Origin of the sequence: Hyunsoonleella pacifica, assembly GCF_004310335.1 — a bacterium.
Lineage (GTDB): Bacteria > Bacteroidota > Bacteroidia > Flavobacteriales > Flavobacteriaceae > Jejuia > Jejuia pacifica.
This window is the reverse complement of the sequence record NZ_SIRS01000005.1, coordinates 319,849-342,738: the sequence shown is the minus strand read 5'-3', so window position 1 is coordinate 342,738 and position 22,890 is coordinate 319,849. Positions and strand designations below refer to the sequence as shown.

23 protein-coding genes are annotated in these 22,890 nt (G+C 31.6%); 9 read left to right on the top strand and 14 right to left on the bottom strand.

The genetic code is table 11. The annotated features are described in order from the left end of the window. Positions 1-9: 9 nt before the first annotated feature. From EYD46_RS13495 to EYD46_RS13460, 8 genes are all read right to left on the bottom strand, one after another. Entirely contained in the window at positions 10-720 is a 711-nt protein-coding gene (locus tag EYD46_RS13495) for a LytR/AlgR family response regulator transcription factor (RefSeq protein WP_229731304.1), read from the bottom strand. After that, positions 704-1,744, bottom strand: coding sequence for a sensor histidine kinase (locus tag EYD46_RS13490; RefSeq protein WP_229731303.1), 1,041 nt, complete (start codon positions 1,742-1,744; stop codon positions 704-706). The genes EYD46_RS13495 and EYD46_RS13490 overlap by 17 nt, the downstream gene beginning before the upstream one ends. A gap of 117 nt (positions 1,745-1,861) precedes the next feature. Beyond that, positions 1,862-2,956 carry a serine hydrolase domain-containing protein gene (locus EYD46_RS13485; RefSeq protein WP_130937701.1) on the bottom strand — a complete coding sequence of 365 codons (1,095 nt, stop codon included), beginning with the start codon at positions 2,954-2,956 and terminating at the stop codon, positions 1,862-1,864. A gap of 436 nt (positions 2,957-3,392) precedes the next feature. After that, positions 3,393-3,914: a DinB family protein gene (locus tag EYD46_RS13480; RefSeq protein WP_130937700.1), complete on the bottom strand. Its 522-nt coding sequence runs from the start codon at positions 3,912-3,914 to the stop codon at positions 3,393-3,395. Between the two features lie 127 nt (positions 3,915-4,041). Then, a complete protein-coding gene (locus EYD46_RS13475) occupies positions 4,042-4,863 on the bottom strand; it encodes a DUF3658 domain-containing protein (protein ID WP_130937699.1) in 822 nt (273 codons plus the stop codon). A 146-nt stretch (positions 4,864-5,009) separates the two neighbouring features. After that, positions 5,010-5,609, bottom strand: coding sequence for a CDP-alcohol phosphatidyltransferase family protein (locus EYD46_RS13470; protein WP_130937698.1), 600 nt, complete (start codon positions 5,607-5,609; stop codon positions 5,010-5,012). A 155-nt stretch (positions 5,610-5,764) separates the two neighbouring features. Continuing rightward, positions 5,765-6,565: a T9SS type A sorting domain-containing protein gene (locus EYD46_RS13465; protein ID WP_130937697.1), complete on the bottom strand. Its 801-nt coding sequence runs from the start codon at positions 6,563-6,565 to the stop codon at positions 5,765-5,767. 158 nt (positions 6,566-6,723) lie between these two features. Then, positions 6,724-7,506 carry a hypothetical protein gene (locus EYD46_RS13460; protein WP_130937696.1) on the bottom strand — a complete coding sequence of 261 codons (783 nt, stop codon included), beginning with the start codon at positions 7,504-7,506 and terminating at the stop codon, positions 6,724-6,726. A gap of 223 nt (positions 7,507-7,729) precedes the next feature. On the opposite strand from EYD46_RS13460, the gene EYD46_RS13455 reads away from it, so the two are divergent. Then, positions 7,730-7,924 (top strand): hypothetical protein, encoded by a 195-nt coding sequence (locus tag EYD46_RS13455; protein WP_130937695.1) that lies wholly within the window; start codon positions 7,730-7,732, stop codon positions 7,922-7,924. 2 nt (positions 7,925-7,926) lie between these two features. After that, complete coding sequence (locus EYD46_RS13450; RefSeq protein WP_130937694.1) at positions 7,927-8,721, top strand: transposase; 795 nt, start codon at positions 7,927-7,929, stop codon at positions 8,719-8,721. A gap of 150 nt (positions 8,722-8,871) precedes the next feature. On the opposite strand, the gene EYD46_RS17800 is transcribed toward EYD46_RS13450, so the two are convergent. Both EYD46_RS17800 and EYD46_RS13445 read right to left on the bottom strand, forming a co-directional pair. Then, entirely contained in the window at positions 8,872-9,327 is a 456-nt protein-coding gene (locus EYD46_RS17800) for a hypothetical protein (RefSeq protein WP_165454386.1), read from the bottom strand. 17 nt (positions 9,328-9,344) lie between these two features. Then, positions 9,345-9,863, bottom strand: coding sequence for a hypothetical protein (locus tag EYD46_RS13445; protein WP_130937693.1), 519 nt, complete (start codon positions 9,861-9,863; stop codon positions 9,345-9,347). 478 nt (positions 9,864-10,341) lie between these two features. On the opposite strand from EYD46_RS13445, the gene EYD46_RS13440 reads away from it, so the two are divergent. The 3 genes from EYD46_RS13440 to EYD46_RS13430 are packed head-to-tail and all read left to right on the top strand — an operon-like array spanning position 10,342 to position 11,864. Continuing rightward, positions 10,342-10,851, top strand: coding sequence for a hypothetical protein (locus EYD46_RS13440; protein WP_130937692.1), 510 nt, complete (start codon positions 10,342-10,344; stop codon positions 10,849-10,851). Further along, a complete protein-coding gene (locus tag EYD46_RS13435; RefSeq protein WP_130937691.1) occupies positions 10,848-11,420 on the top strand; it encodes a hypothetical protein in 573 nt (190 codons plus the stop codon). Before EYD46_RS13440 ends, EYD46_RS13435 begins: the two co-directional genes overlap by 4 nt. Positions 11,421-11,435: 15 nt before the next feature. Continuing rightward, on the top strand, positions 11,436-11,864 hold the full coding sequence (locus EYD46_RS13430; RefSeq protein WP_130937690.1) for a hypothetical protein: 429 nt from the start codon (positions 11,436-11,438) through the stop codon (positions 11,862-11,864). A gap of 157 nt (positions 11,865-12,021) precedes the next feature. On the opposite strand, the gene EYD46_RS13425 is transcribed toward EYD46_RS13430, so the two are convergent. From EYD46_RS13425 to metK, 4 genes are all read right to left on the bottom strand, one after another. Next, entirely contained in the window at positions 12,022-12,303 is a 282-nt protein-coding gene (locus tag EYD46_RS13425; RefSeq protein WP_130937689.1) for an antitoxin Xre/MbcA/ParS toxin-binding domain-containing protein, read from the bottom strand. Next, on the bottom strand, positions 12,304-12,534 hold the full coding sequence (locus EYD46_RS13420) for a hypothetical protein (protein WP_130937688.1): 231 nt from the start codon (positions 12,532-12,534) through the stop codon (positions 12,304-12,306). A gap of 624 nt (positions 12,535-13,158) precedes the next feature. Beyond that, the gene (locus EYD46_RS13415) at positions 13,159-14,955 is read right to left on the bottom strand and encodes a hypothetical protein (protein WP_130937687.1); all 1,797 of its coding nucleotides are present in this window, start codon (positions 14,953-14,955) and stop codon (positions 13,159-13,161) included. Positions 14,956-15,185: 230 nt separating this feature from the next. Further along, a complete protein-coding gene (gene metK, locus EYD46_RS13410; protein WP_130937686.1) occupies positions 15,186-16,439 on the bottom strand; it encodes a methionine adenosyltransferase in 1,254 nt (417 codons plus the stop codon). 601 nt (positions 16,440-17,040) lie between these two features. Between metK and ilvD the strand changes: the two genes are divergently transcribed. From ilvD to ilvC, 4 genes are all read left to right on the top strand, one after another. Then, positions 17,041-18,729, top strand: coding sequence for a dihydroxy-acid dehydratase (gene ilvD, locus EYD46_RS13405; RefSeq protein WP_130937685.1), 1,689 nt, complete (start codon positions 17,041-17,043; stop codon positions 18,727-18,729). A gap of 56 nt (positions 18,730-18,785) precedes the next feature. Further along, entirely contained in the window at positions 18,786-20,519 is a 1,734-nt protein-coding gene (gene ilvB, locus EYD46_RS13400; protein WP_130937684.1) for a biosynthetic-type acetolactate synthase large subunit, read from the top strand. Positions 20,520-20,536: 17 nt separating this feature from the next. Further along, positions 20,537-21,070 carry an acetolactate synthase small subunit gene (gene ilvN, locus EYD46_RS13395; protein WP_130937683.1) on the top strand — a complete coding sequence of 178 codons (534 nt, stop codon included), beginning with the start codon at positions 20,537-20,539 and terminating at the stop codon, positions 21,068-21,070. A gap of 70 nt (positions 21,071-21,140) precedes the next feature. Next, positions 21,141-22,616, top strand: coding sequence for a ketol-acid reductoisomerase (gene ilvC / locus EYD46_RS13390; protein WP_130937682.1), 1,476 nt, complete (start codon positions 21,141-21,143; stop codon positions 22,614-22,616). Positions 22,617-22,890 lie beyond the last annotated feature (274 nt).

Sequence of the window (22,890 nt, the reverse complement as noted above, 5' to 3'; positions counted from 1 at the left end):
TAATAGTTACTAAATTTTATAGAGTTTACTAACATCATTTTTAAACGTTTGACTAATTGGTATCTTAAAGTTGTCTATATAGATACGGTTCCCTTCAATAGTTTTTATTTTATCTAGCGCCACTATAAATGATTTATGAACACGCAAAAAATTACTAGGAGGTAATAGGTTAATCAAATCAGATATTTTTTCATGACTTACAATCATTTCATCTCTGCAATACAATTTTGTATAGTTGCCATAAGCTTCTATGTAAAGAATATTTTCTGAGTTAATTTGATGATATTTTTTATCGCCTTTTAAAAAAAAGCGTATGGAGTTTGGTAGCTTATCTGTTGATGAGTTTAGAGAAATTTCAGGCTTTACGGGTATAGCTTTATTCACAGCTTGTACTAAACGTTCAAAACTAAAAGGTTTTAATAAATAATCAACCACATTTAATTCAAAACCTTCTAAAGCATATTCACTATAAGCTGTAGTTACTATAATATTTGGAGGGTTGATGAGTGTACGTAGAAAATCAAACCCTTTTAATTTTGGCATGTTTAAATCTAAAAATATAATATCAACTTCATCAGAGTTTAAAAAAGTTAGTGCTTCCAGAGCATTATAACATTGCTTTTTTAAATGCATGTATGGCAACATATTACAAAACTCTTTAATAGTTTCGTGTGCTAATGGTTCATCATCTATAATTATGTAACTAATATTTTTTTTCAATTTTCAAATCAGACTTATAAATATTATCAATTTGTTCAATTACTAAATTATGTTTTTTAGGATAAATTAAATTCAATCTGCGCTTTAAATTGTCTAAACCTATGCCTTGTTGGAGGGAATGTTCATCTATATCAAAATTGTTTTGAATTGTAAAATGAATACTTGTAGGATTGCTTTCCAAATGCATAGTAATAAAAGCATTTTCTGTAAGTTTTTCAGCTCCATGTTTAAAAGCATTTTCTACCAGAATAATAAATAATAAAGGCGCAACAGTGTCACTATCATTAATATTGTGCGATAAACTGACTTTTAAAGTTTTGTGATATCGAATTTTATGTAATTCAATATAGTTTTCAAGAAACGTTATTTCATCTTTTAAAAATACAATGTCTTTTTTACCCTCATAAATAGTATAACGCATGATGTGCGACAATTTTAAAACCATTTCTGGTGCTTTATCATCTTTTTTTAGAGTAAGGGCATGAAGATTATTTAATGTGTTAAAGAAAAAATGAGGGTCTACCTGGGTTTTTAGTAGCAACAATTCTGCTTCAGCTTTTTCAGCTTTTAGATTTTTAAACCATTTCCATTGCTCATATGCCCAAAGCACAATAATTATAGGGATAGAAACTAAAAAAAATAGTAGTATACTTTTCTTTTGCAAGAAATAATCCTCTCCAATATTTAATCTGATATATGAGAAATAAGCAAGTATTAGAATATAAAAACCAATAATATAATACTTATATTTTTTAAAGGTTTGAGGCGAGATATTGTAGAAAAAGAACATAAAAAAACACACAATTAAAATGAGTGTGAATGGGTTATCTGCCATTTTCATAGTGTCATCTACTATTATAATTGCGATAAATATTACTAATAACCCAAGGAGTTTAATAACAATTTTCCGATGTACTTTTAAATAGTTGAATTTGTGGATTACCAAAGAAATTAAAACCCAATTAGAAACAAATATTATAGCGTTTAGTATTGTTTCTTTTGGGTCAATGTGTATAAATTTCATTTTGGTTAAACCCCAAATAATTAGCAACTGCAGTAAAAATACAATACCAAATACTCTATGTTTTTTTAAAAAATTAAGCATAACTAAAACTAAGGATACATTATTCTTTTTTCTCCATTATTGATACTTAGCCCTTGCCCAAATACCTAATGCTTTTTTTAACACACGATCTCCATTATCTCCATTTGTCATCATTATTAATCCATTTTTGTTTTTAAAGTCTATAAAAAATGCTGCCTGCCAGCCAGAATTTGTGCCAGAGTGTCCTTTTAGTTTTATTTTGCCTAATTGTAATATTTTAAAACCTAAACCATATCTGTTTTTAGATAGTTGACTAGCTTGTGTCATCATATCTATTTTTTCTTTAGATAAAAGCGTATGGTTATTCAATATTTCATTTGTAAATTTAATAAAATCATTAAGTGTGGTTTGAAGCCCAGCAGCAGCTTTAGCAGTAAAATATACAAAAGGAATTTCTTTCTCATGTTCATCATAAGGGATTGCAGATGTTTTCAAAACCCGTTTGGTAATTTTAAATGATGTGTTTTTCATTTTTAATGGTTTAAAAACTGCTTTATCCATATATTTTTCAAAAGGGATATGCGTAACTTCTTCTATAACCAATTGTAATATGGTATAACCACCTCCAGAGTACTTAAATTCTGTTTGAGGTTCAATTATAATTTCTACTTTTTCATCATGTCGTGCTGGTTTATTTCCATTCAACGAAGATTCAAGGGAAGGAAGCAAATCTTTAGTATTAAAACCATTATAACCATGAACCGATACTCCTGCAGTGTGGTTTAATAAATGCCTTATTGTAATTTTACTGTTATTATATTTGCTGTTTGGCAACTTCCATCGCGTTAAATAATTTTCAACAGGGCTATCTAATTCTATTTTATCTTCATCTACTAATTTTATAATTGCAAACGCAGTAAAAAGTTTTGAAATAGAACCTATGTTGAATCCCGTTGAAGATGTAATAGGTGTTCCGTTCTTTAAATTAGAAAAACCATAACCTTTTGTGTAAACAAATTTGTTATTATCTAAAATGGCTAGTGCTATTCCAGGTACTTTGTTTTGTTGGATTAACTTTGGAAGTTTCTTGTCTAATGTGTGGATTAACGAATCTGTAGCAGATGTTAAACTTTGACTAAAAACGGTCTTACTACATAGTATTACTATTAGTGCCGCCAATAAAAATCTCATAAATAATTGCTTTTTAAAATATTATAGCGCAAGTATACATTGATAGTATTATGGAATAAAATTTTAATGATAAGTCAACATAAAATTGACATAAATCATTAGAAAATTAATATGAGAATGAACTGTCGTCTTTTAGTAAGTGTTGATCGCAAAAAACAAACTATTCATATTTTTTAAGAATAGGTTGTATGACAATCTGTGATAGGAAGATCGATACACTATATTTTGAGGAATAAAACAAGTTGATTTAACGATCTCCTTTACTTTGAATTGTTAAATTAACAGAAGAAAAGAGGAGAACTAAAACGGTTTTCAAGTTAATGATTTTCGGTTAAGCCTGTCATTAGTAATTCCGAGTGGATTCAGCCAGCCCTGAGCGCAGTAGAAGGGTAGTCGAATTCGTTGTAATTGTGCTTGTACATCGTTACCCGCTGTTTTATTCATTCAATAACCGAACATATTTTTTCCATGGTCCAATATCTTCCCCATAGTGTTTTACAATTACTCGTGATATTTGATTTAAATGAATTATATCGTGAATTGTCCATGTAGAAATTAATTGTTTAAGAGTTACAATTCCTAAATCTGGGTGTATCCCTTCTTTATTCAAATCCTGCTCAGTTAAGTTCCAAGATTTTAATTCCTCAACATTATTAATTCTTAATATTTTAAATTCAGTTATGAGTTCTTCAAATGTTTGAGTAGAATAAAGTTTTTCTTGAGCAAACCTATCATAAGGTTCAAAATTTTTGTCACCTTGATTTAATATAATTTTAGCTCTCGGAATCCAATCAGTCTTCTCACCGTGAATTAAATGTCCAATTATACTATAGGCACTCCAAGTATTTTGACCTTCGTTTATTCTATTCCAGTTATAATTCAAATTACAAAAAAGAGTTTCATATGTCTTTGGACTCCTTTCTAATAATTCAATTGATTTTTTTAAGTCAAAATTCATATTTCAATAATTGAAGGTAACGGTTTGTGTAAGTATAGTTGTGTGCTTTAAGCAGTAAAGCTAGCAAATAAATACAGATAGAAAGTCCGCGAGGACTTTCGTAAGTAGGGTTTTATTAGCAATTTTTTTATAAGGTATTGTATGTAGTACTTTTAACTTTATAATCTCTAATATCTTTTAGTTCTCCAATAGTTTCTATTTTTTTCATTTCAGATAATTTTTTTAATCTCCAATTTAAATACCAGTCTGGAATACTAAATTCACTCTCAATAAGAGTTTCTCCAATAATTCTTGCTGATTTTTTAAATTCATCACTACAAAATGATTTTAATAAATTATCAAAGTATGTTTCCTTTTCCGATTTAATATCCCCATTGTTATCAAGAATCCTGAGTAAAGAATTTTCACTTTCAATTTTTTTCCATAAATTTTTCCATTTAACTAGTTCTTCTGTTTCTACTCGTTTAAAATTTTTGAATATTTGATAAACTTGGGGAGAATTTACCTCAATAAGACTTTTAGGGTAAAAAGAGTTTCCTTTTTTGTTTTGAAGAGTAATTTCATTGAAGTCTATTATGAAAACAGTAACATTAAATTCTATTAATTTCGTAATAAGTTTTGCAGTACTTATAATGTCAAGAGCATTTTTAAAAGTCCAAAAATAAAATGTCTTAGGGTTTTCAGTTTTTAATATCTTATCTATTTTTTCAATATCTTTATCTACGTTTGAAATAGTTTTTTCAACAAAATATGTTTTTCCAAAAACATTTGACAACCAATTTTTTCTATCCTTTACTCTATTATTGAGATTAGAAATTGGTCCAACTCTTAAATCATCTTCTAGACTTATAATATTTTTACTTTCTATATTTAGTTCCTTATTGTCAGTCAAAGTATTTCTTGAGAACTCCTTAAAAATAATATGAATATTTTCTGTCTTAGTTTTCATTTTCAGGTTATTACATACGTGTTTGTGTATGGTTTGTTGTGTTTGCACTAAGATAGCAAAAAGAAACACCTATTGTTCAACAGCTTGGATTTTCCGAAAGGAAAATCAAAAGCAATAAACTATACACGTTCTTAACAAAAGTTAATTTATCCATTTAGATATTCATTCTTTTTAAAATCGATTCCTTTTCTCATTAAATAAGCGTGATATGCACTTGGGATATCGTGAGTCCATTTAGGTAAAATCAGAGTGATTAATATTCTGTCAATATGAGATATTAAACCCATAATTATGGCTAAGGCAAAAGGAATTCCAGCATGATTAAATCCAATTAATGATGTAAAAGCCACTAATAATGTAATTCCCCATAATTTGGATAGAAATGCGTGAGTACAAGTTTCTTTTTTAAATTTTATTAGACTTATTAAATAACAAGCTATTTCCATTCCAAGTATTGTCCAAATAACTACGGAATTATCAGAAATCAATTTTGGATATAAAATCCAAGTAGCAAATCCGATTGATAACCAAAAGATCATATCTGTTTGACTATCCATTCGTCTCAATTTTGCTGAAGAAATATTTTGTTTTCTTGCCATTATGCCATCAAGAATATCGGATATTAGTCCCAGATACATTAAGGTGACAATAATAATTTTGGAACTTTCTCCAACAAAATATGCTAAAACCAATATTATTGGAGCTAACATAAAACGAAACAGTATTAATGATATCGGAATGTTCATTTTAATTTTTGTTAAGGTGTTTGGTTATGGTTTCGATGCGTAAAAATACGTAAGTATTTTCTGATTTAAATCGAGGACAGCAAACTTGCGAGAACTTTCCAATAACAAAATCAGAAGCAATGAACTATAGCCGGTGTTAGCAAACATTATCGCTTCTATCTTTTCATGAATTTAAACATTCTACCATTATCAAACTTTAGGAAATAAAATCCATCAGTGAAGTTGCTGATATCAATTTTCATATGTTTGGAAATAGTACCTTTAGAAATCTCTACACCTAAAGCGTTAAGAATATTATAGTTCATATTCGACGTTAATCCTGTAAATTCGATAAAATCATGAGAAGGATTTGGATATAAACTTATCTTTTCTTGTAGACTTATATTGTTGATAGATAATGAAGTAATACTGAATTTAGAAATTTTATTTCCTCCCGATTCGGAGATATAAAGATCATTTCCGTTTAGGACTAATCCATCAGGGCGATTCAATAACGTTACAACATTTGTTGCTGTAGCTGTCGTTGCAGTAATGTCTATTTTAGAAATTTTATCTCCCGTGAATTCAGTGATATAAAGATCATTTCCGTTTAGGGCTAATCCAGCAGGGAAATACAATCCCGTTACAACATCGGTTGCTGTAGGTGTGGTTGCATTAATGTCTATTTTAGAAATTTTATTGGCGTACTGTTCAGCGATATAAAGGTCATTTCCGTTTAGGGCTAATCCAATAGGACGATTCAATCCCGTTACAACATCGGTTGCTGTAGGTGTGGTTGCAGTAATATCTATTTTAGAAATTTTATTTCCTTCAATTTCAGAGATATAAAGATTATTTCCGTTTAGGACTAATCCAATAGGGCGATTCAACCCAGTTATAACAGTAGTTTGTGCATCAATTTTATTTCCATATATAAGAAAAAATATCATTGAGAGTAAAAAGTAAAATTGTTTCATTTTATAAATGTTATTAATAATCTGTTTTAATGTTTGCTAACGGGTTTGTGTATGATTTCGTTGTGGAATCATCCGCAGGATTATTCCACTGTAGAAATCAGCCTGATTTTATAAATTAAAATTTGGATTTTAGCTTAGTTCATTGTTGTACACAGTATTTATTTACTTAATTCTATTTGAAATTTTGTCGCATTAAATGCTGCTTGTAAACCTCTTAAATTAGATTCCGACTTATTTTTCTCAAATAGTTCAGTTAAGTATTCAGTTTGTTTAGTCACATTATCGTTCTTTTTTTGAAAAATTTGGTATTTCAATAAAATTAAATTCGCCATAATTTTATCTGAAACACTTAATTTGCTCTGATTTAGATACTCATCTATTGCATTTTTTATCTCAGAATCATTTTCAGATATTTCATCGAATAGATAAGCATTGGCCAAGTCAGATTTACTCATAGTTGAATAATCGCTTTGGTCAGACATATCTTTTCGGTAAGTCATTTTGTTATCATTTAGAAAATACCATCTCGTATAGGAATCATTTTCCATTTTAATATCTTTTTCAAACTCTTTTTTCTTAACGCTCCAATTCGTGAAAGCTATCAAAAGTTCAGTTCCGTCATCTTTTTTTAAAATAGCAAATCGAATTAAGTAATTCCTTTTTCCAGGTTTTTCAATTTCGATATCCAATTTATTTTCAACTGAAACGTATTTTTTCAATGCTTCTAGAATAGATGAAACGTCTTCAGGACTTACTTCTGGAAACAGATTTTCTCTTAAAAACAAGTCAATGTATAAGTAGTGAGTTAAATAAAAATCATCTATTTTCAGATAATTCGCTTCTGTCAAATTTTCTGTTTTAATGTTGATTTTTTCGAATTGAGCATATCCAAAATTTGCGAAGATTGCTAATATTAAAAATGTAATTATTTTTCTATTCATATTGTTCGTTTATGTTGTGTACAACGGTCTCCTTTACTTTGAATTGTTAAATTAACACAAGAAAAGAGGAGAACTAAAACGGTCTTTAAGTTAATGGCTTATTAGATGTGCCAGTCCTCTTTTTCCTCTATAGGTTGCAAAGAACTAATTGGAATACTAGGTTTTCAAGAACCCAACAAAGGAAATAGTTACCGCAACAATTTAACTTTCAAATAATAAAAATATGAAAAATTACGAAGAAGCAGTAGGCATTGATGTATCAAAAAAGACCATTGATATAAACTGCCATTTATCTGGTGCGCATCGAGTGTTCAGTAACGATTACAAAGGGTATTTAGGGATGTTCAATTGGGTAGAAAAAGTAACAAAGGGTAAAGCCTGTTTTATTGTTTTGAAAACACAGGTAACTATTCCTTAAAGTTGGCCACCCACCTAAGTCAAAAATCAGTTCCCTGTGTAGAGGAGAGCCCCATAAGGATAAAACGTTCCAGTGGTTTGGTTCGTGGGAAGAGTGATAAGATAGATGCAGGTATGATAGCTAGGTATGCATGGCTTCATAGAGAGGAGTTAGAGCCAAGTAAGCTCAGGGATGTTGTCTTTCAAGAAATGGGAAGATTGATAGGATTGAGGGATCAATTGGTACGGAATAGAGCAGGGCTTATAGGAACACTTAAGGAGACCCAACAGTTGTTAAACAGTCCATCAACAGATATTGGCTGTAGAGTTCTTAAAAGAAGTATAGATTATCTATCTAAACAGATCAGGGCAACGGAAACAAGGTTGAGCGAGCTAATAACAGGAGAAGAGCGTCTAAACAAAAGCTTTGATTTATTACAGTCCATCAAAGGTATAGGTTTTGTTTTATCATGTCAATTAATCTATCATACTCATAATTTTAATCGTTTTAGAACGTGGCGGCAGTTTTCAAGCTATTGTGGGTTGGTGCCATTTGAGTATAGTTCTGGTACAAGTATTCATAGACGAAAAAAATGCCACTATCTAGGCGATAGGAAAATGAAGAGTTTATTGAGTATGGCTAGTATTTCAGCCATACAGCACGATCAAGAACTGCGGTTGTATTATAAATCTAAAGTAGCTCAGGGCAAACCAAAAATGATTGCTTTGAACAATGTTCGAAATAAACTTTTGTCTAGAGCTTTTGCCGTTATCAAGAGAGGGACACCTTATGTGTTATTAAAGCAATATGCGGCTTAAAATAAATTTGGATTTTATCTTGGAATACGGCTATGAGTAGTTGCGTGGATTAGCACTTAACTTTGCAAGTACACACCAAGTTGGAAATTCCTATGGAATTTCCAAAGTAGGCGAGTAGAAGCAATTACCTGTAGCCATTGTTGTGTGTAGTTATTTTAGTTTTTCTAATTTTTTATTCAGCTCAACCAATTCAGATTCATCTATTTTCACTTTAAAAACTCTTTCAAATTCAGATAAATGCTTTTTAATATTTGGTGAATTTTCAAATAGTTTCCAAATATCAGTTACTCCCCTAAATCGATTAATTACTTTTCTATCTTTATACCATTCAAACATTTTTTTTGCTCCCTTTCCAGCAATTTTTCCAACGTTCAAATCCTCTATCATTTCTGACGTGTCTCCAGAATCAAAAGCGTCATCAATAGCTTTTTCATAATTTGATTCCTCAGCTACTTCCCAAAACTGATATAGTAATCTTTTATCCTCCGAATACTTCTTATTAAATGCTGACCAAAATTCGTTTAATTCATCAATAGCATCAAGCTGTTCTTTGATTGTATCCGCATCATTGATTCTTTTTTCGTAATGAACAACGGATTGTCTCAATTTAGAGAAATCTGCTCTTAGTTGTAGAATTTTGCTTGGAATATCAGATATGCTTTTGCATGAGAAAGTAAAATAGTAACTAATGGTGGAACAGTTTGGTGTTGGATTCCAAAATATTGATTGACTAGTTTTTGTTTGTTTTTGAAACTATCAGTCAACTGTGTTATTATTTCCCTACTTATTCCTCTATTTTTAACGTCATTTATTTGAAACTGGTAGCTATAAAAAGGTAACGTAGCCTGAACGTTTGAATGTTCAGTGACATCACATAGTTTTTTGAAAAATTTATCTGGTGCATTTGTACTTTCAGTGGCTACATAACCATCATCTACTCTTCCAATATTTAAGTATTTGAAATTGTAGCTATTGTCATTAATGGAAGGTATTATCAAATACTTTTTTCTAGTGTCTTCCGTATTTAAACCGTTATTGATGTAATGTTCAATTCTCTCTTGATAGCTTGTTGGATTTTCAGGGTCAAATTTGCCTAAACTAACTACTTGTCCAATACTATTTCCAATTCCTCCGATTGCCATCAGATTTTTGGATTGAGCAAGTAATTCCAATATAGGTCTCCCATTCGGAAACATTGCTTTAGAGACAATCTGAAAGTGTTTAGCTTCCTGTCCAGAAATATAAAAATTACTATTTAGTATAAAAGCTTCTTAAAATGCATTTAATGAGTAAATAAAAATAGAGTTTGGTTTTCCATATTCCCCAATTACATAGTCAAGTTCATCAAGTAAATTAATACTGATGTAAGTTGAATTATATTCTAAATTTACATTGTTCATTTAATTACACACAACGTTTTTGTGTATGTTTCAGTTGCGTTGTTTAAGCATTAATTTAGCAAATAATTACTGAATTGAAAATCCGCGAGGATTTTCCCAAGTAGGCTAGAAGTTAGCAATTGAATATACACGTTGTTAGGTGCAGTTTTTATTTAAGATATTTTTTGCATTGTAATTCAAATAAATTATTTAGTTTAGCATTTTACATATATGTGTATTTATGAATTTTAAAATCGGAGAATTTGTTGAAGATGCCAAAGTCGTGAATATTTACACTTATGAAATTTGTGATTCAAATGGAAATTCAATTTCCAATCCAACTTTTGATTTTTTAAAAAACCTTTCTCAAATATCGTTGCAAGATGCTCAAATTTTAAAATCACAAATATTTAATACAGCTAATGTATATGGAATTGAAGGAAGAAAAGAAGCTTGTTCAGGAAGAGAAGGGTTATTCGCATTACCCAGTAAATATGAAGACGGAGAAAAAATCACAAGTAGATATAGACTTTATTATTGGGTGTTAAATGGAAGTACAATAATCATAGGAGGAGGATGTCATAAACCAGAAATGATTGATGGGATTGAAATTAAAACTTATCAAGAAGTTCCTGAATGCGAAGATTCAGCCGAAGAATTATGTACTATTTCAAAACATATAGAAATGCTTGAAAAAAAGTATGGATTATCTATTGATGAAATTGATAAAGAAGAAATTTTAGAATTATGAAAAACATAAATGATTTAGATTTCGAGATACCAAAAGAGATTGAAAATTATACTGCTCATTCTACTGAAATAGCTATTATGATTAGTAATTATATTCGTTCTGTTAAAGGTATGAATAAGAAGACTTTTGCTAAATTAGTTGGTAAAACAGCTAGTGATGTAACTAGATGGGTTTCAGGAAACCACAACTTCACTATTTTAACTTTAAGTTTAATAGAAGCGCGAACGGGAATGTCTATCATTAAAAAACTTTCAAGCAATAATATTAAAGATAATATTGATTGTAAAGTCTTTAAAATAGAAACAGAAGAAGACTTGAGATTGGAGATTCATAATCTTAAAGCCAAGATTAAAGAATTAGAGAATAAAGCTGAATACATAAGTTTGAGAAAAAATATTTGGGATAATTTTAAAACTTATGGAGTTTATGAATCTAAAAAGATACACGATTTTATTTTAACTGGTTCTGAGGTTAGTACGTTTAAATTAAGAACAGAAGAGCCTTTTAAAATTCGAAGTAAAGGAAATGAATTAGCTGTGAGGAGACCCAAATTAGTAAACATTGATTAATTTAGAATATAAACAATGAAAAAATCAGATATCAGTATTGAGATTTTCAATGCCAAAGCACTTTCTTTCCAAGTAAATAATGATAATGTTTTCGAAGGTGATTTAAAGTTTGAAAATATTAATATAGCTTTAAATTCAGAATTTCAAATAGATGAAAAAAATTCAGCTGTGGGAGTGAAAATTGACTTGACAGTTATATTGAAAGAAAACGAAAAAGATTTATTTGGTTTAAGTTCTTTCTTTGAGTTTGGGGTTTATGATTTAAAAGATGTATTAATAAAAAAAGATAAAAATAATATTTTAGACTCAAAATTTGCACGTAAATTATTAAACATAGCAATTGGAGGTTCAAGAGGAATGTTGTCGGTTTATCTGTCTTCGACACAATATAAAGGTTTTACTCTTCCAATAGCAAATATTCCAGATGATTTCTTTGAGGATTAAATTCTCCTTCAAATTGCACCTAACGGTAAAGTGTATGATTTCGTTGCGTGATTAAGCAACTAATTTAGCAAATACAAACCGAATTGAAAATCCGCAAGGATTTTCGTAAGTAAGCCTTTACTAACAATGAATTATACACAGTGTTAGCCACTGGTTTTTATTTCATTCTCATCAGACACACTTTCAGTCTGTTGGTTGTTTTTTCTGTTTTCAAACATTCTAAAGGTGTAAGATTATTTAATGCTGGGATTTTCTTATTTAACCATTCCAAACTATTTTCTCCAATATGGAAATAAATTACTCTGGCTATGTCTATTTGATTGTTTAGTTTATTCAAGAGAGATTTTTGGAATTCAGATGATTTCCATTCATCATTAAAGTTTGATGAAAATTCTAACCAACTTTTTTGTCCGTTATAATATTGTTCAAGTTCAGCCATTTATTCCATATAATCATTAACATCGTCTTCTGGAATCCATTCTTTCATTTCAGGTAGCACTCTTTTTTGCATAAAGTCAAAGAAATCCGAATGTTCAGATTCTATTATATCCCAACCTTTTACATTTTTACCGAATGAAGGATGAAAAACAATAACATTTTCCGATACTTTTCCATTCACAATTTCAAATCCGACATAAGTGTCCATATCTTGTCTCCGTCCAAAAGTCAAAACTTGTCGATTTTGTTCACATTCAATTTTAAATCGCTCGTTGATTGATGAATTCGGATTAATTTCCGTTTCAAAATTCCAAGGAATGAATTGAGTTAAATTCAGTTTCGCAAACCAATTATATGTATTTGGTATTTCGTAGTTCATCTGTTTTTTCAACTTGTGGCTAACTAGTATATATATGCAAGTTTTGCACATGCATAAAAATAGTAATAAAATTCACATAACATCTGCAAACACTAAGAAAAATGCTTTTTTATAGTCATGCATTTTGTATATCAAATTCACTTTTTTTATAAACTTGATATACAAAATACACGTATGTAAATACTTGTATTTAACTGTTGTTTTGTGAATTTTTATGCTACTTGCTAACATCATGTAGCACTTAAGATTGCCGTAAAAGAAATTTTAAATAACAAATGGAATAAACCAAAAATTAATGTGTTTTTTTATGAAGGTAAGAATAAGCAATTATTATAACTAACATAAAATAGGGTTGTCATTTTTTATAAGAATGGGGAAGGAGGAAGTTAAAGGTAAATTTACACACACTTAAAATGATTAAAAACAAAAAGACCACCTTTTAAAGTGGTCTTTTTTAAATTATAATAGTTTATTATTTTAATCTCTCAATACATGAATGATACCTGTAATGGTATGTGGATTACCGTTAAAATCTTCGTAACTACCACTAAAATTAATATCTATATATTCATCTACTGCTCCCAGAGCTGTAACGTTATAAATAATAGTATTATTATCCCCAGATATACCAAGACATTCAGAAATATTTATACCCGTATCATTTTCACTATCAAAATTTAAATTATCATAAGTGCCAGTGTGAGGTGCATCATTTAAAACACCAAACAAGTAAAAACAACCATTAGTATTACCAGAGCTTTCTCTTTGTCCAGAAATGCTTAAACTATTATTTACGTTGCCACCAGAAGCCATAAAGCTAGCTTGAATATTTGTGGTTATCAATAATTCATCAGTATTATCAATAGTATACTGAATAAATTCAGCTATGGTATTACAGGAAAGTAGATTGCCTAAATTGGTTTCCGTATCATTAAAGGTATAGTTTATTGCCCCAGTAGTTTGTAAATTACTGGTGTCTATTGCTTCAATTGAAAAGCTATCAGATGAAGTACAACGCAACAAGTTAATTTCAAAAGCACCATCTATTACAGTATCATAAAAGGTTTGTTCTCCGTAGGTTAATATTACATAACCCTCAGTAATAGGGTTTTCATTACAATCGGCAAAAGTACCAATTACTGTTTCTTCTATAATATCTGAGTTTTGTTCAACCACTACAGCAATACTATCATCAGTAGTATAGGGGCCAATCATTGCAGAGTGAATACTGTTTGAACCGCAAATTGCAAAGTCGTATATGTTAATTTCTAGAGTTTCTCCACTAGGTACTAATCCACATACTTCTCCTAACTCATTAGTATAGCCAGCGCGCGTGCCATAGGTATTACTTGTTATAGTTACTTTGGTGTTAGCAAAAGGCGTGTTGTCTTCATTTGTTACTGTAACACATAGGTTTACGGCTTCGGCAGGTATATCGCAGTTCCAAAACGAAAAATGCTTAACGGTTCCGATGTAATTACTGCCCACTAAAGTAGCTTCTCCTTCTTCAATCCAATACCCTTTAGTTTCATCAAAATACCAAAGTGGAATTGTGCTAGGTGCCATAGATAGTAAACTAGCGTCTATTGGAATTTTAATTTCTGCAGAACTGCCTTCACTTAAATTTAAGTCCTCTCCACCAGCACCTCTTAATTCTACAGCTAGCATTCCTAGTGTTTGTAGCATGCGTTCTTCATTCTCTTCATTTTCAGCGTATAACATACCGGGCATTTTCAGTGTAACATTTTCATCTATTGGATCTAAATGATGTATAATAACATCTAGACTTCCAGAATAGGGTGTGCCATCTTCTTTTATGTAATTCCCTTTTAAACTTACTGAAGCTCCGTTAGCTATAGCTATAGTTGTTTCGGCTCCACTATTAGTGCTTCCAGCCACCGCTTCTTCTAAAAGCATAATACTTACTTTATTTATACCATGTGTTGGAACTAAAGCACGAGAGCCATGTATAAAGCCTGATTTTTCAGCTTTTACATAAGCAAAACGTTCATTTACTTGAGCATTTTTAATATTAAAAACACCATTTTCATCGGTTTGAGTTTGATCGTTACCAATAGAAATAATAACACCTTCTATAGGATTACTGTTGCTGTCAATAACAGTTCCAAGAAATGAACGTGTAATTTCATTACCAAAATTTTCGCTAAAGTTTGATGGATTATCATCTTGTTGATCGTCATTCGAAACATTGTCTTTATCGCATGACAAAAGTATTCCAAAAAGGAATAAGGTAAATAATAGTTTAAGTTTCATAATCATGATTATTTATAGGTTAAACAATTTGGGTCATGACTGCAAAAGCAGTCATCTGCTTATAAAACAGTTTACATTATAAAACTCCTACCATTGGTTTGTATTTTTTTATCATTTAATTTTTATTTCAAGTAGTTTTAACTTAGAACTGATGGTGTTATGATATAAGTTTAGGGAATAAAAAAAGATCACTATCTAGTGATCTTTTTTAAAACTCAATATTTGTTTTTTTATATATTAAAAGAACTTTTAATGGTATCCACCATATCTAGTTTCTCCCAAGTAAATAACTCTACATCTAGAGTTTTACTTTCTCCATTAGGTTGTGTAAAGGTTTTAGTAACGGTTTTGTTGCTGCGTCCCATGTGTCCATAAGCTGCAGTTTCGCTATACATTGGTGAGCGCAGTTTTAATCGTGTTTCAATAGCATAAGGGCGCATATCAAAAATTTCAGATACTTTTTTAGCAATATCGCCATCGCTTAGGTTCACTTTTGCTGTACCATAAGTATCGATAAAAATTCCCATAGGTTCTACAACACCAATGGCGTAACTTACTTGTACTAAAACCTCATCTGCCACACCGGCAGCAACTAAGTTTTTGGCAATATGGCGTGTAGCATAAGCAGCACTTCTATCTACCTTACTTGGGTCTTTACCAGAGAATGCACCACCACCATGGGCACCTTTTCCACCATAAGTATCTACTATAATTTTACGTCCTGTTAACCCTGTGTCTCCATGCGGTCCTCCTATTACAAATTTGCCAGTAGGGTTAATGTGATATTTAATGTTATTATTAAATAAATTTTGGATATTTTCTGGAAGTTTTGCTACAACACGTGGTATTAAAATCTCAACAATATCTTTTCTAATTTTTGCCAACATTGTATTGTCATCAGCAAAATCATCATGTTGCGTAGATACTACAATGGCATCTATACGTTGGGGTACATTATCGTTACTATACTCAATAGTTACCTGGCTTTTAGAGTCTGGCCTTAAGTAGGTAATGTCTTTATTTTCGCGACGTAAGTTTGCTAGTTCTTTTAAAATACGATGCGATAAATCTAAAGCCAATGGCATGTAGTTTTCAGTCTCGTTAGTAGCATAACCAAACATCATACCTTGATCTCCTGCACCTTGCTCTTCTTTTGTGGCACGATCTACACCCTGATTGATGTCTTCAGACTGCTCGTGAATGGCCGAAAACACACCACATGAATTACCATCAAACATATATTCGCCTTTGGTATATCCAATACTATTTATGGTGTCTCTAGCAATTTTTTGTACGTCTAGATAGGTTTTAGACTTTACTTCGCCAGCAAGTACAACTTGCCCTGTAGTTACAAGAGTTTCGCAAGCTACTTTAGAGTCGGCATCAAAAGCTAAAAAGTTATCAATTAAGGCATCACTTATTTGGTCTGCAACTTTATCAGGGTGTCCCTCAGAAACACTTTCTGAAGTAAATAAATACGACATTGTATATTTTTAATTTATGAGATAAGATTTGACGGAAAACGTCAAGGAAGTTAACACTGCCTTTAGCATTTTTATTTACACTGAAATTATTAAGTGTAAAGAGGTTGCAATCAGTCAAATCTTTCCTCTATGATTTATGAGGTGCAAAAGTAAAAAAATAAAAGAATATGTAAATATCTTTTTAGATTTTTCATCTAAGACTTGGCAACTTCATTTAATTTTTAAATATTTGGTGCGTTATATATGAAAAATCAAATTTTAAATAGCCTAATTAGTATTACTGTGATTATTTTGCAGTGATAGGAAGCGTTATTTAATATTTAAAATAATAAAAAACCTTCCTAGATTTCTAAGAAGGTTTTTTTTATGACTTTTTTTTCATTTGAACATCATAAAAAATATAGTTTAAATATTTGAAAAACAGTATTTTATGTGTTTTTTGTATGTAGTGAATTTAACCTCTAAGTAAGCATGAAAAAGATGAAAATAACATAAACAATTATTTTCGTTCTCTGAAATTACGGATTCTTTTTGAAATCCTTAAAGAATTTGAAATTTTTGCAACTAAATAAGCTAAACTCTAAAATTATTTTCAATAAAAATGAAAGAACTCAATAAATACAGTAAAAGATTAACGCAGGATGAATCTCAACCAGCTTCGCAGGCTATGTTGTACGCTGCAGGTCTTACTGAAGAGGATATGAACAAAGCGCAAGTGGGCATTGCTAGTACTGGTTTTGATGGTAATCCTTGTAATATGCATTTGAATAGACTGAAAGATGAGGTTAAGATAGAATGTAATATTGCTGGTTTAGTTGGGTTAGGTTTTAATACTATTGGTGTAAGTGACGGGATTTCTATGGGTACTTCTGGTATGAATTACTCATTGGCCTCAAGAGATCTTATTGCAGATTCTATTGAAACAGTAATGCAGGCACAAAGTTATGATGGCTTAGTTGCTGTAGTGGGTTGTGATAAAAATATGCCAGGGGCGGTAATTGCGATGTGTCGTTTAAATCGTCCTTCTATTATGATGTATGGTGGTGCTACGGCATCTGGAATGTATAAAGGAAAAAAATTGAATATTGTTTCGGCTTTTGAAGCTTTAGGGCAAAAAGTAGCTGGAGAAATTGATGAAGCAGAATATAAAGAGATTATAAAACGATCTATTCCAGGAGCTGGTGCTTGTGGTGGTATGTATACTGCAAATACTATGGCTTCCTCTATTGAAGCTATGGGTTTTGCATTACCTTATAATTCTTCTATTCCTGCAGAAAATCCAAATAAATTATCTGAAGCAGAACGCCATGCAAGAGCTATAAAAAACTTATTGGCGTTAGATTTAAAGCCTTTAGATATTATTACTAAAAAATCTTTAGAGAATGCAGTAACTATGGTAAATGCCTTAGGTGGTTCTACAAATGCAGTGCTACACTTTTTAGCGATTGCATTTGCTGCGGATATAGATTTTACCTTGGAAGATTTTCAGCGTGTGAGTGATAGAACACCATTAATAGGTGACTTAAAACCATCTGGTAAATACCTTATGGAAGATATTCACGGTATTGGTGGTACGCCAGCTGTTATGAAATATCTACTAGATAATGGCTATTTACATGGCGATTGTATGACGGTTACAGGTAAAACACTGGCTGAAAACTTAGCTGATGTTGCGCCTCTTGAATTTGAAGATGACAGTCAAGAAGTAATTTACTCTAAAGATAAGGCATTAAAACCTTCAGGAAACATACAAATTCTTTACGGAAACCTAGCTACTGAAGGTGCTGTGGCAAAAATTTCTGGAAATGAAGGCTTATTTTTTGAAGGTAAGGCAGTGGTATATAATAGTGAACAAGAAGCCAATACAGGTATTAGCAATGGCGAAGTGGAACGTGGAGATGTAGTCGTCATTCGCTATGTGGGTCCAAAAGGAGGTCCTGGAATGCCAGAGATGTTAAAACCAACGTCTATGATTATGGGGGCTGGTTTAGGTAAATCTGTAGCATTAATAACCGATGGACGTTTTTCAGGCGGAACTCACGGGTTTGTTGTGGGACATATTACACCAGAAGCCCAAACAGGAGGTGCTATTGCTTTAGTTGAAACAGGCGACCGTATTAGAATTAGTGCAGAAGATAATTCCATCAATGTGTTACTATCTGATGAAGAATTAGCCAAAAGAAGAGCAGCTTGGGTAACACCAGCATTAAAACATAAAAAAGGCATACTTTATAAGTTTGCAAAATCTGTAGCATCAGCCTCAAAAGGTTGTGTTACGGATGCATTTTAAAAACATTTTGTTATTCCGAATATATTTTCGGAATCTCATCCATTTAAGTTGAGATTATGAATACAGAAACCATAAAAAAAGAAATAAACAATACAGACAAAACGGAACGTATTACTGGAAGTGAAGCCATTATAAGGTGTTTAATTGCCGAAGGTGTAAAAACACTTTATGGCTATCCAGGTGGTGCTATAATGCCAGTTTATGACGAGTTATATAAATATAAGGATAGAATTCATCACGTCTTAACGCGTCATGAACAAGGCGCAGCACATGCAGCACAAGGTTATGCTAGAATTTCAGGAAAAGTTGGTGTAGCTATGGCTACTTCTGGTCCAGGAGCTACCAATTTAATTACTGGTATTGCTGATGCGCAAATAGATTCTACACCAATAGTTTGTATTACAGGGCAAGTACCTTCACATTTATTGGGTACAGATGCTTTTCAAGAAACAGATATTGTTGGTATATCAACGCCAGTTACTAAATGGAATGCGCAAGTAACTAAAGCTTCAGAAATTCCAGAGGTTATGGCTAAAGCATTTTATATTGCTAAAAGCGGTAGACCAGGACCAGTACTTGTAGATATTACAAAAGATGCACAGTTTGAAGAATTCGATTTTAAATACGAAAAATGTACGGCGGTACGAAGTTATAATCCAGTACCAAAAACCGATATAAATAAAGTAAAAGCTGCTGCAGAACTTATTAATAACGCTAAAAAGCCCATGATTGTTTGGGGACAGGGTGTTATTTTAGGTAAAGCAGAAGAAGAGCTAAAAGCGATAGTTGAAAAATCTGGTGTACCTGCAGCTTGGACTATCTTGGGCGCATCTGCAATACCAACCTCGCATCCACTAAATATAGGAATGGTAGGCATGCATGGTAATTATGCACCAAATAAATTAACAAACGAATGTGATGTACTTATAGCTATAGGTATGCGTTTTGATGATCGTGTTACAGGTAGTTTAGATACCTACGCGAAACAAGCTAAGGTCATTCATTTTGATATAGATCCTGCCGAAATCAACAAAAATGTAAAAGTAGATATTGCGGTTTTAGGAGATGCTAAAGAAAGTTTGGCATTACTACTTTCAGAATTACATAAGAATTCTCATGAAGCATGGCACCAAGAATTTAAAGACTTGTATGCTATTGAGTATGATGCCGTAATTAAAGATGATTTGTTGCCTGAAAAGGATGGCTTAACCATGGGCGAAGTCTTAAAAGAAATTAATAATTACAGCGATGGTAATGCTGCAATTGTTTCTGATGTTGGGCAACACCAAATGATTGCCTGTCGCTATGCAGAATTTAATCTTTCTAAAAGTAATATTACATCAGGCGGCTTGGGTACTATGGGATTTGCTTTACCAGCGGCTATTGGTGCAAAAATGGCTGAACCACACAGAGAAGTTGTGGCTATTATTGGTGACGGTGGTTACCAAATGAATATTCAAGAATTAGGTACTATTTTTCAGCAAAAAGCAGCTGTTAAAATTGTAGTATTGAATAACGAATTTTTAGGTATGGTACGTCAATGGCAGCAACTGTTTTTTGATAAAAGATATGCTTCCACAGAAATGACTAATCCAGATTTTGTAACCATTGCAAAGGGGTATTATATAGAAGCAAAACGCGTTACTAAGCGAGAGGAATTAGCAGATGCGGTAAAAGAAATGATGGCATCTAAGTCGTCGTATTTCTTAGAAGTATGTGTTGAAAAAGAAGATAATGTATTCCCTATGATCCCTTCGGGAGCCTCGGTTTCTGATATCAGACTAAGCTAGTATTTAAAAAGATTACAATGAGCCAAGAAATAAAAACATATACCATATCTGTTTACACAGAAAATAACATTGGATTACTTAATCGTATTTCTGCTATTTTTCAGCGTAGACATATTAATATAGAAAGTTTAACAACTTCGCAATCTGAAATTAAACATGTAAATCGTTTTGTTATAGTTGTTAAAATTACAGAAGAGCAAGCCATAAAGGTAGTAGGGCAAATAGAAAAGCAAGTAGAGGCTATTCGTGCTTATTATCACACAAATGAAGAAACGATATTTACTGAATCTTGTATGTTTAAAATTAAAAGCGAATTGCTTTTTGAAGAGCCACAGATTCAAAATATCATAAAAGATAGCGATTCTAGAATTGTAACTGTAAATCGGGAATTTTTCGTCTTAGAAAAATCAGGGAGACGCTACGAAATAGAAGAGCTTAGAGAGAAATTAGATGCCTTTGGCATTATGCAATTTGTACGCTCAGGACGTATTGCCGTTACCAAGGATGAAATGAAAGTTTCAGAAATATTAGAAGAATTTAGAAATCAATAAATAAATTAAAACTAAAAAAGCATCTTAATTTGATGGGTGCAAACTAGATTATTAAATCAATAAACAAACAATGGAAAATTATTTTAACACACTTACATTAGCAGGTAAATTAGACCAATTGTCTAAATGTAGATTTATGGATTCGTCTGAGTTTTCAGATGGTGTAGCTGCATTAAAAGGCAAGAAAATTGTAATTGTAGGTTGCGGTGCTCAAGGGTTAAACCAAGGATTAAACATGAGAGATTCTGGTTTAGATATTTCTTATACATTACGTGAAGCGGCAATTAAAGAAAAGCGTGCTTCTTTTGTAAATGCTACCGAAAACGGATTTAATGTAGGGACTTACGAGGAGTTAATTCCAACAGCTGATTTAGTGTTAAACCTTACTCCAGATAAACAACATACTAATGTTGTAAATGCAGTAATGCCATTGATGAAAAAAGGAGCTACATTATCTTATTCTCACGGTTTTAATATTGTAGAAGAAGGAATGAAAGTGCGTGAAGATATCACAGTAATTATGTGTGCACCTAAATGTCCAGGTTCTGAAGTACGTGAAGAGTATAAAAGAGGTTTTGGTGTACCAACACTAATAGCGGTACATCCAGATAACGATCCTGAAGGAAAGGGTTGGGCGCAAGCAAAAGCTTATGCCGCTGCAACAGGAGGAGATAGAGCAGGAGTTCTAGAATCATCTTTCGTAGCTGAAGTAAAAAGTGATTTAATGGGAGAGCAAACCATTCTTTGTGGCTTATTACAAACAGGATCTATCCTTTGCTTTGATAAAATGGTAGAAGAAGGCATTGATCCAGGATATGCTTCAAAATTAATTCAATACGGTTGGGAAACTGTAACAGAAGGTTTAAAATACGGTGGTATTACAAACATGATGGACCGTTTATCTAATACAGCAAAAATTAAAGCCTTTGAATTATCAGAAGAATTAAAAGATATTATGCGTCCGTTATTCCAAAAGCACATGGACGATATTATGGAAGGTAATTTCTCTAGTGGAATGATGGCTGATTGGGTCAATGGCGATGCAAAACTTTTAGGGTGGAGAGCAGAAACTGCAGAAACTGCATTTGAAAAAACACCAGCTGGTGATATGGAAATTAGCGAGCAAGAGTACTACGACAATGGTGTACTAATGGTAGCTTTAGTACGCGCAGGTGTAGAATTAGCATTTGAAGCGATGACAGAATCTGGTATTATAGACGAGTCTGCATACTACGAGTCATTACATGAAACACCACTTATTGCAAATACAATAGCAAGAAAGAAATTATATGAGATGAACCGTGTAATCTCTGATACTGCAGAATACGGATGTTATTTATTTGATCATGCATGTAAGCCTTTATTAGCAGACTTTATGAAAACAGTAAGTACTGATGTTATTGGTAAAACTTACGCAAAAGATAACGGGGAAGGTGTAGATAATGCAAAACTTATTGAAGTAAATGCAGCATTAAGAAACCATCCAGTTGAAAAAATTGGAACATTTTTAAGAGCGTCTATGACGGCTATGAAGCCAATAGTATAACAATTCAACTAAACTAAACATTTTTAAATGTTGAAAGGCCTCGCATATTTAATATGTGAGGTTTTTTATTAGTAAAACATAACTCTCAAAATTTTTGAATATACTTAAATCTAAATAGTCCAATAGTTCAGAAAGATATTAAATCTAATTATTACCAACATATTATATATAGGAAACCTCGCAAACGTTTTAGTGCATTTTAATATAAAATCACTATGAAAATCATAAGTTTGTAAAGGTTTTGACGACCTCTTTAGAAAGTATTTTTCCTAAA

What these genes read in the sequence shown, in the direction of transcription:
- EYD46_RS13485 (WP_130937701.1), bottom strand. Translation starts at nt 2,956, where the DNA reads ATGAGATTTTTATTGGCGGCACTAATAGTAATACTATGTAGTAAGACC.
- EYD46_RS13475 (WP_130937699.1), bottom strand. Translation starts at nt 4,863, where the DNA reads ATGAAAACTAAGACAGAAAATATTCATATTATTTTTAAGGAGTTCTCA.
- EYD46_RS13455 (WP_130937695.1), top strand. Translation starts at nt 7,730, where the DNA reads ATGAAAAATTACGAAGAAGCAGTAGGCATTGATGTATCAAAAAAGACC.
- EYD46_RS13480 (WP_130937700.1), bottom strand. Translation starts at nt 3,914, where the DNA reads ATGAATTTTGACTTAAAAAAATCAATTGAATTATTAGAAAGGAGTCCA.
- ilvD (WP_130937685.1), top strand. Translation starts at nt 17,041, where the DNA reads ATGAAAGAACTCAATAAATACAGTAAAAGATTAACGCAGGATGAATCT.
- EYD46_RS13460 (WP_130937696.1), bottom strand. Translation starts at nt 7,506, where the DNA reads ATGAATAGAAAAATAATTACATTTTTAATATTAGCAATCTTCGCAAAT.
- ilvB (WP_130937684.1), top strand. Translation starts at nt 18,786, where the DNA reads ATGAATACAGAAACCATAAAAAAAGAAATAAACAATACAGACAAAACG.
- ilvC (WP_130937682.1), top strand. Translation starts at nt 21,141, where the DNA reads ATGGAAAATTATTTTAACACACTTACATTAGCAGGTAAATTAGACCAA.
- EYD46_RS13430 (WP_130937690.1), top strand. Translation starts at nt 11,436, where the DNA reads ATGAAAAAATCAGATATCAGTATTGAGATTTTCAATGCCAAAGCACTT.
- ilvN (WP_130937683.1), top strand. Translation starts at nt 20,537, where the DNA reads ATGAGCCAAGAAATAAAAACATATACCATATCTGTTTACACAGAAAAT.
- EYD46_RS13470 (WP_130937698.1), bottom strand. Translation starts at nt 5,609, where the DNA reads ATGAACATTCCGATATCATTAATACTGTTTCGTTTTATGTTAGCTCCA.
- EYD46_RS13440 (WP_130937692.1), top strand. Translation starts at nt 10,342, where the DNA reads ATGAATTTTAAAATCGGAGAATTTGTTGAAGATGCCAAAGTCGTGAAT.
- metK (WP_130937686.1), bottom strand. Translation starts at nt 16,439, where the DNA reads ATGTCGTATTTATTTACTTCAGAAAGTGTTTCTGAGGGACACCCTGAT.
- EYD46_RS13465 (WP_130937697.1), bottom strand. Translation starts at nt 6,565, where the DNA reads ATGAAACAATTTTACTTTTTACTCTCAATGATATTTTTTCTTATATAT.
- EYD46_RS13415 (WP_130937687.1), bottom strand. Translation starts at nt 14,955, where the DNA reads ATGAAACTTAAACTATTATTTACCTTATTCCTTTTTGGAATACTTTTG.
- EYD46_RS13435 (WP_130937691.1), top strand. Translation starts at nt 10,848, where the DNA reads ATGAAAAACATAAATGATTTAGATTTCGAGATACCAAAAGAGATTGAA.
- EYD46_RS13425 (WP_130937689.1), bottom strand. Translation starts at nt 12,303, where the DNA reads ATGGCTGAACTTGAACAATATTATAACGGACAAAAAAGTTGGTTAGAA.
- EYD46_RS13445 (WP_130937693.1), bottom strand. Translation starts at nt 9,863, where the DNA reads ATGGCAATCGGAGGAATTGGAAATAGTATTGGACAAGTAGTTAGTTTA.
- EYD46_RS13490 (WP_229731303.1), bottom strand. Translation starts at nt 1,744, where the DNA reads ATGAAATTTATACACATTGACCCAAAAGAAACAATACTAAACGCTATA.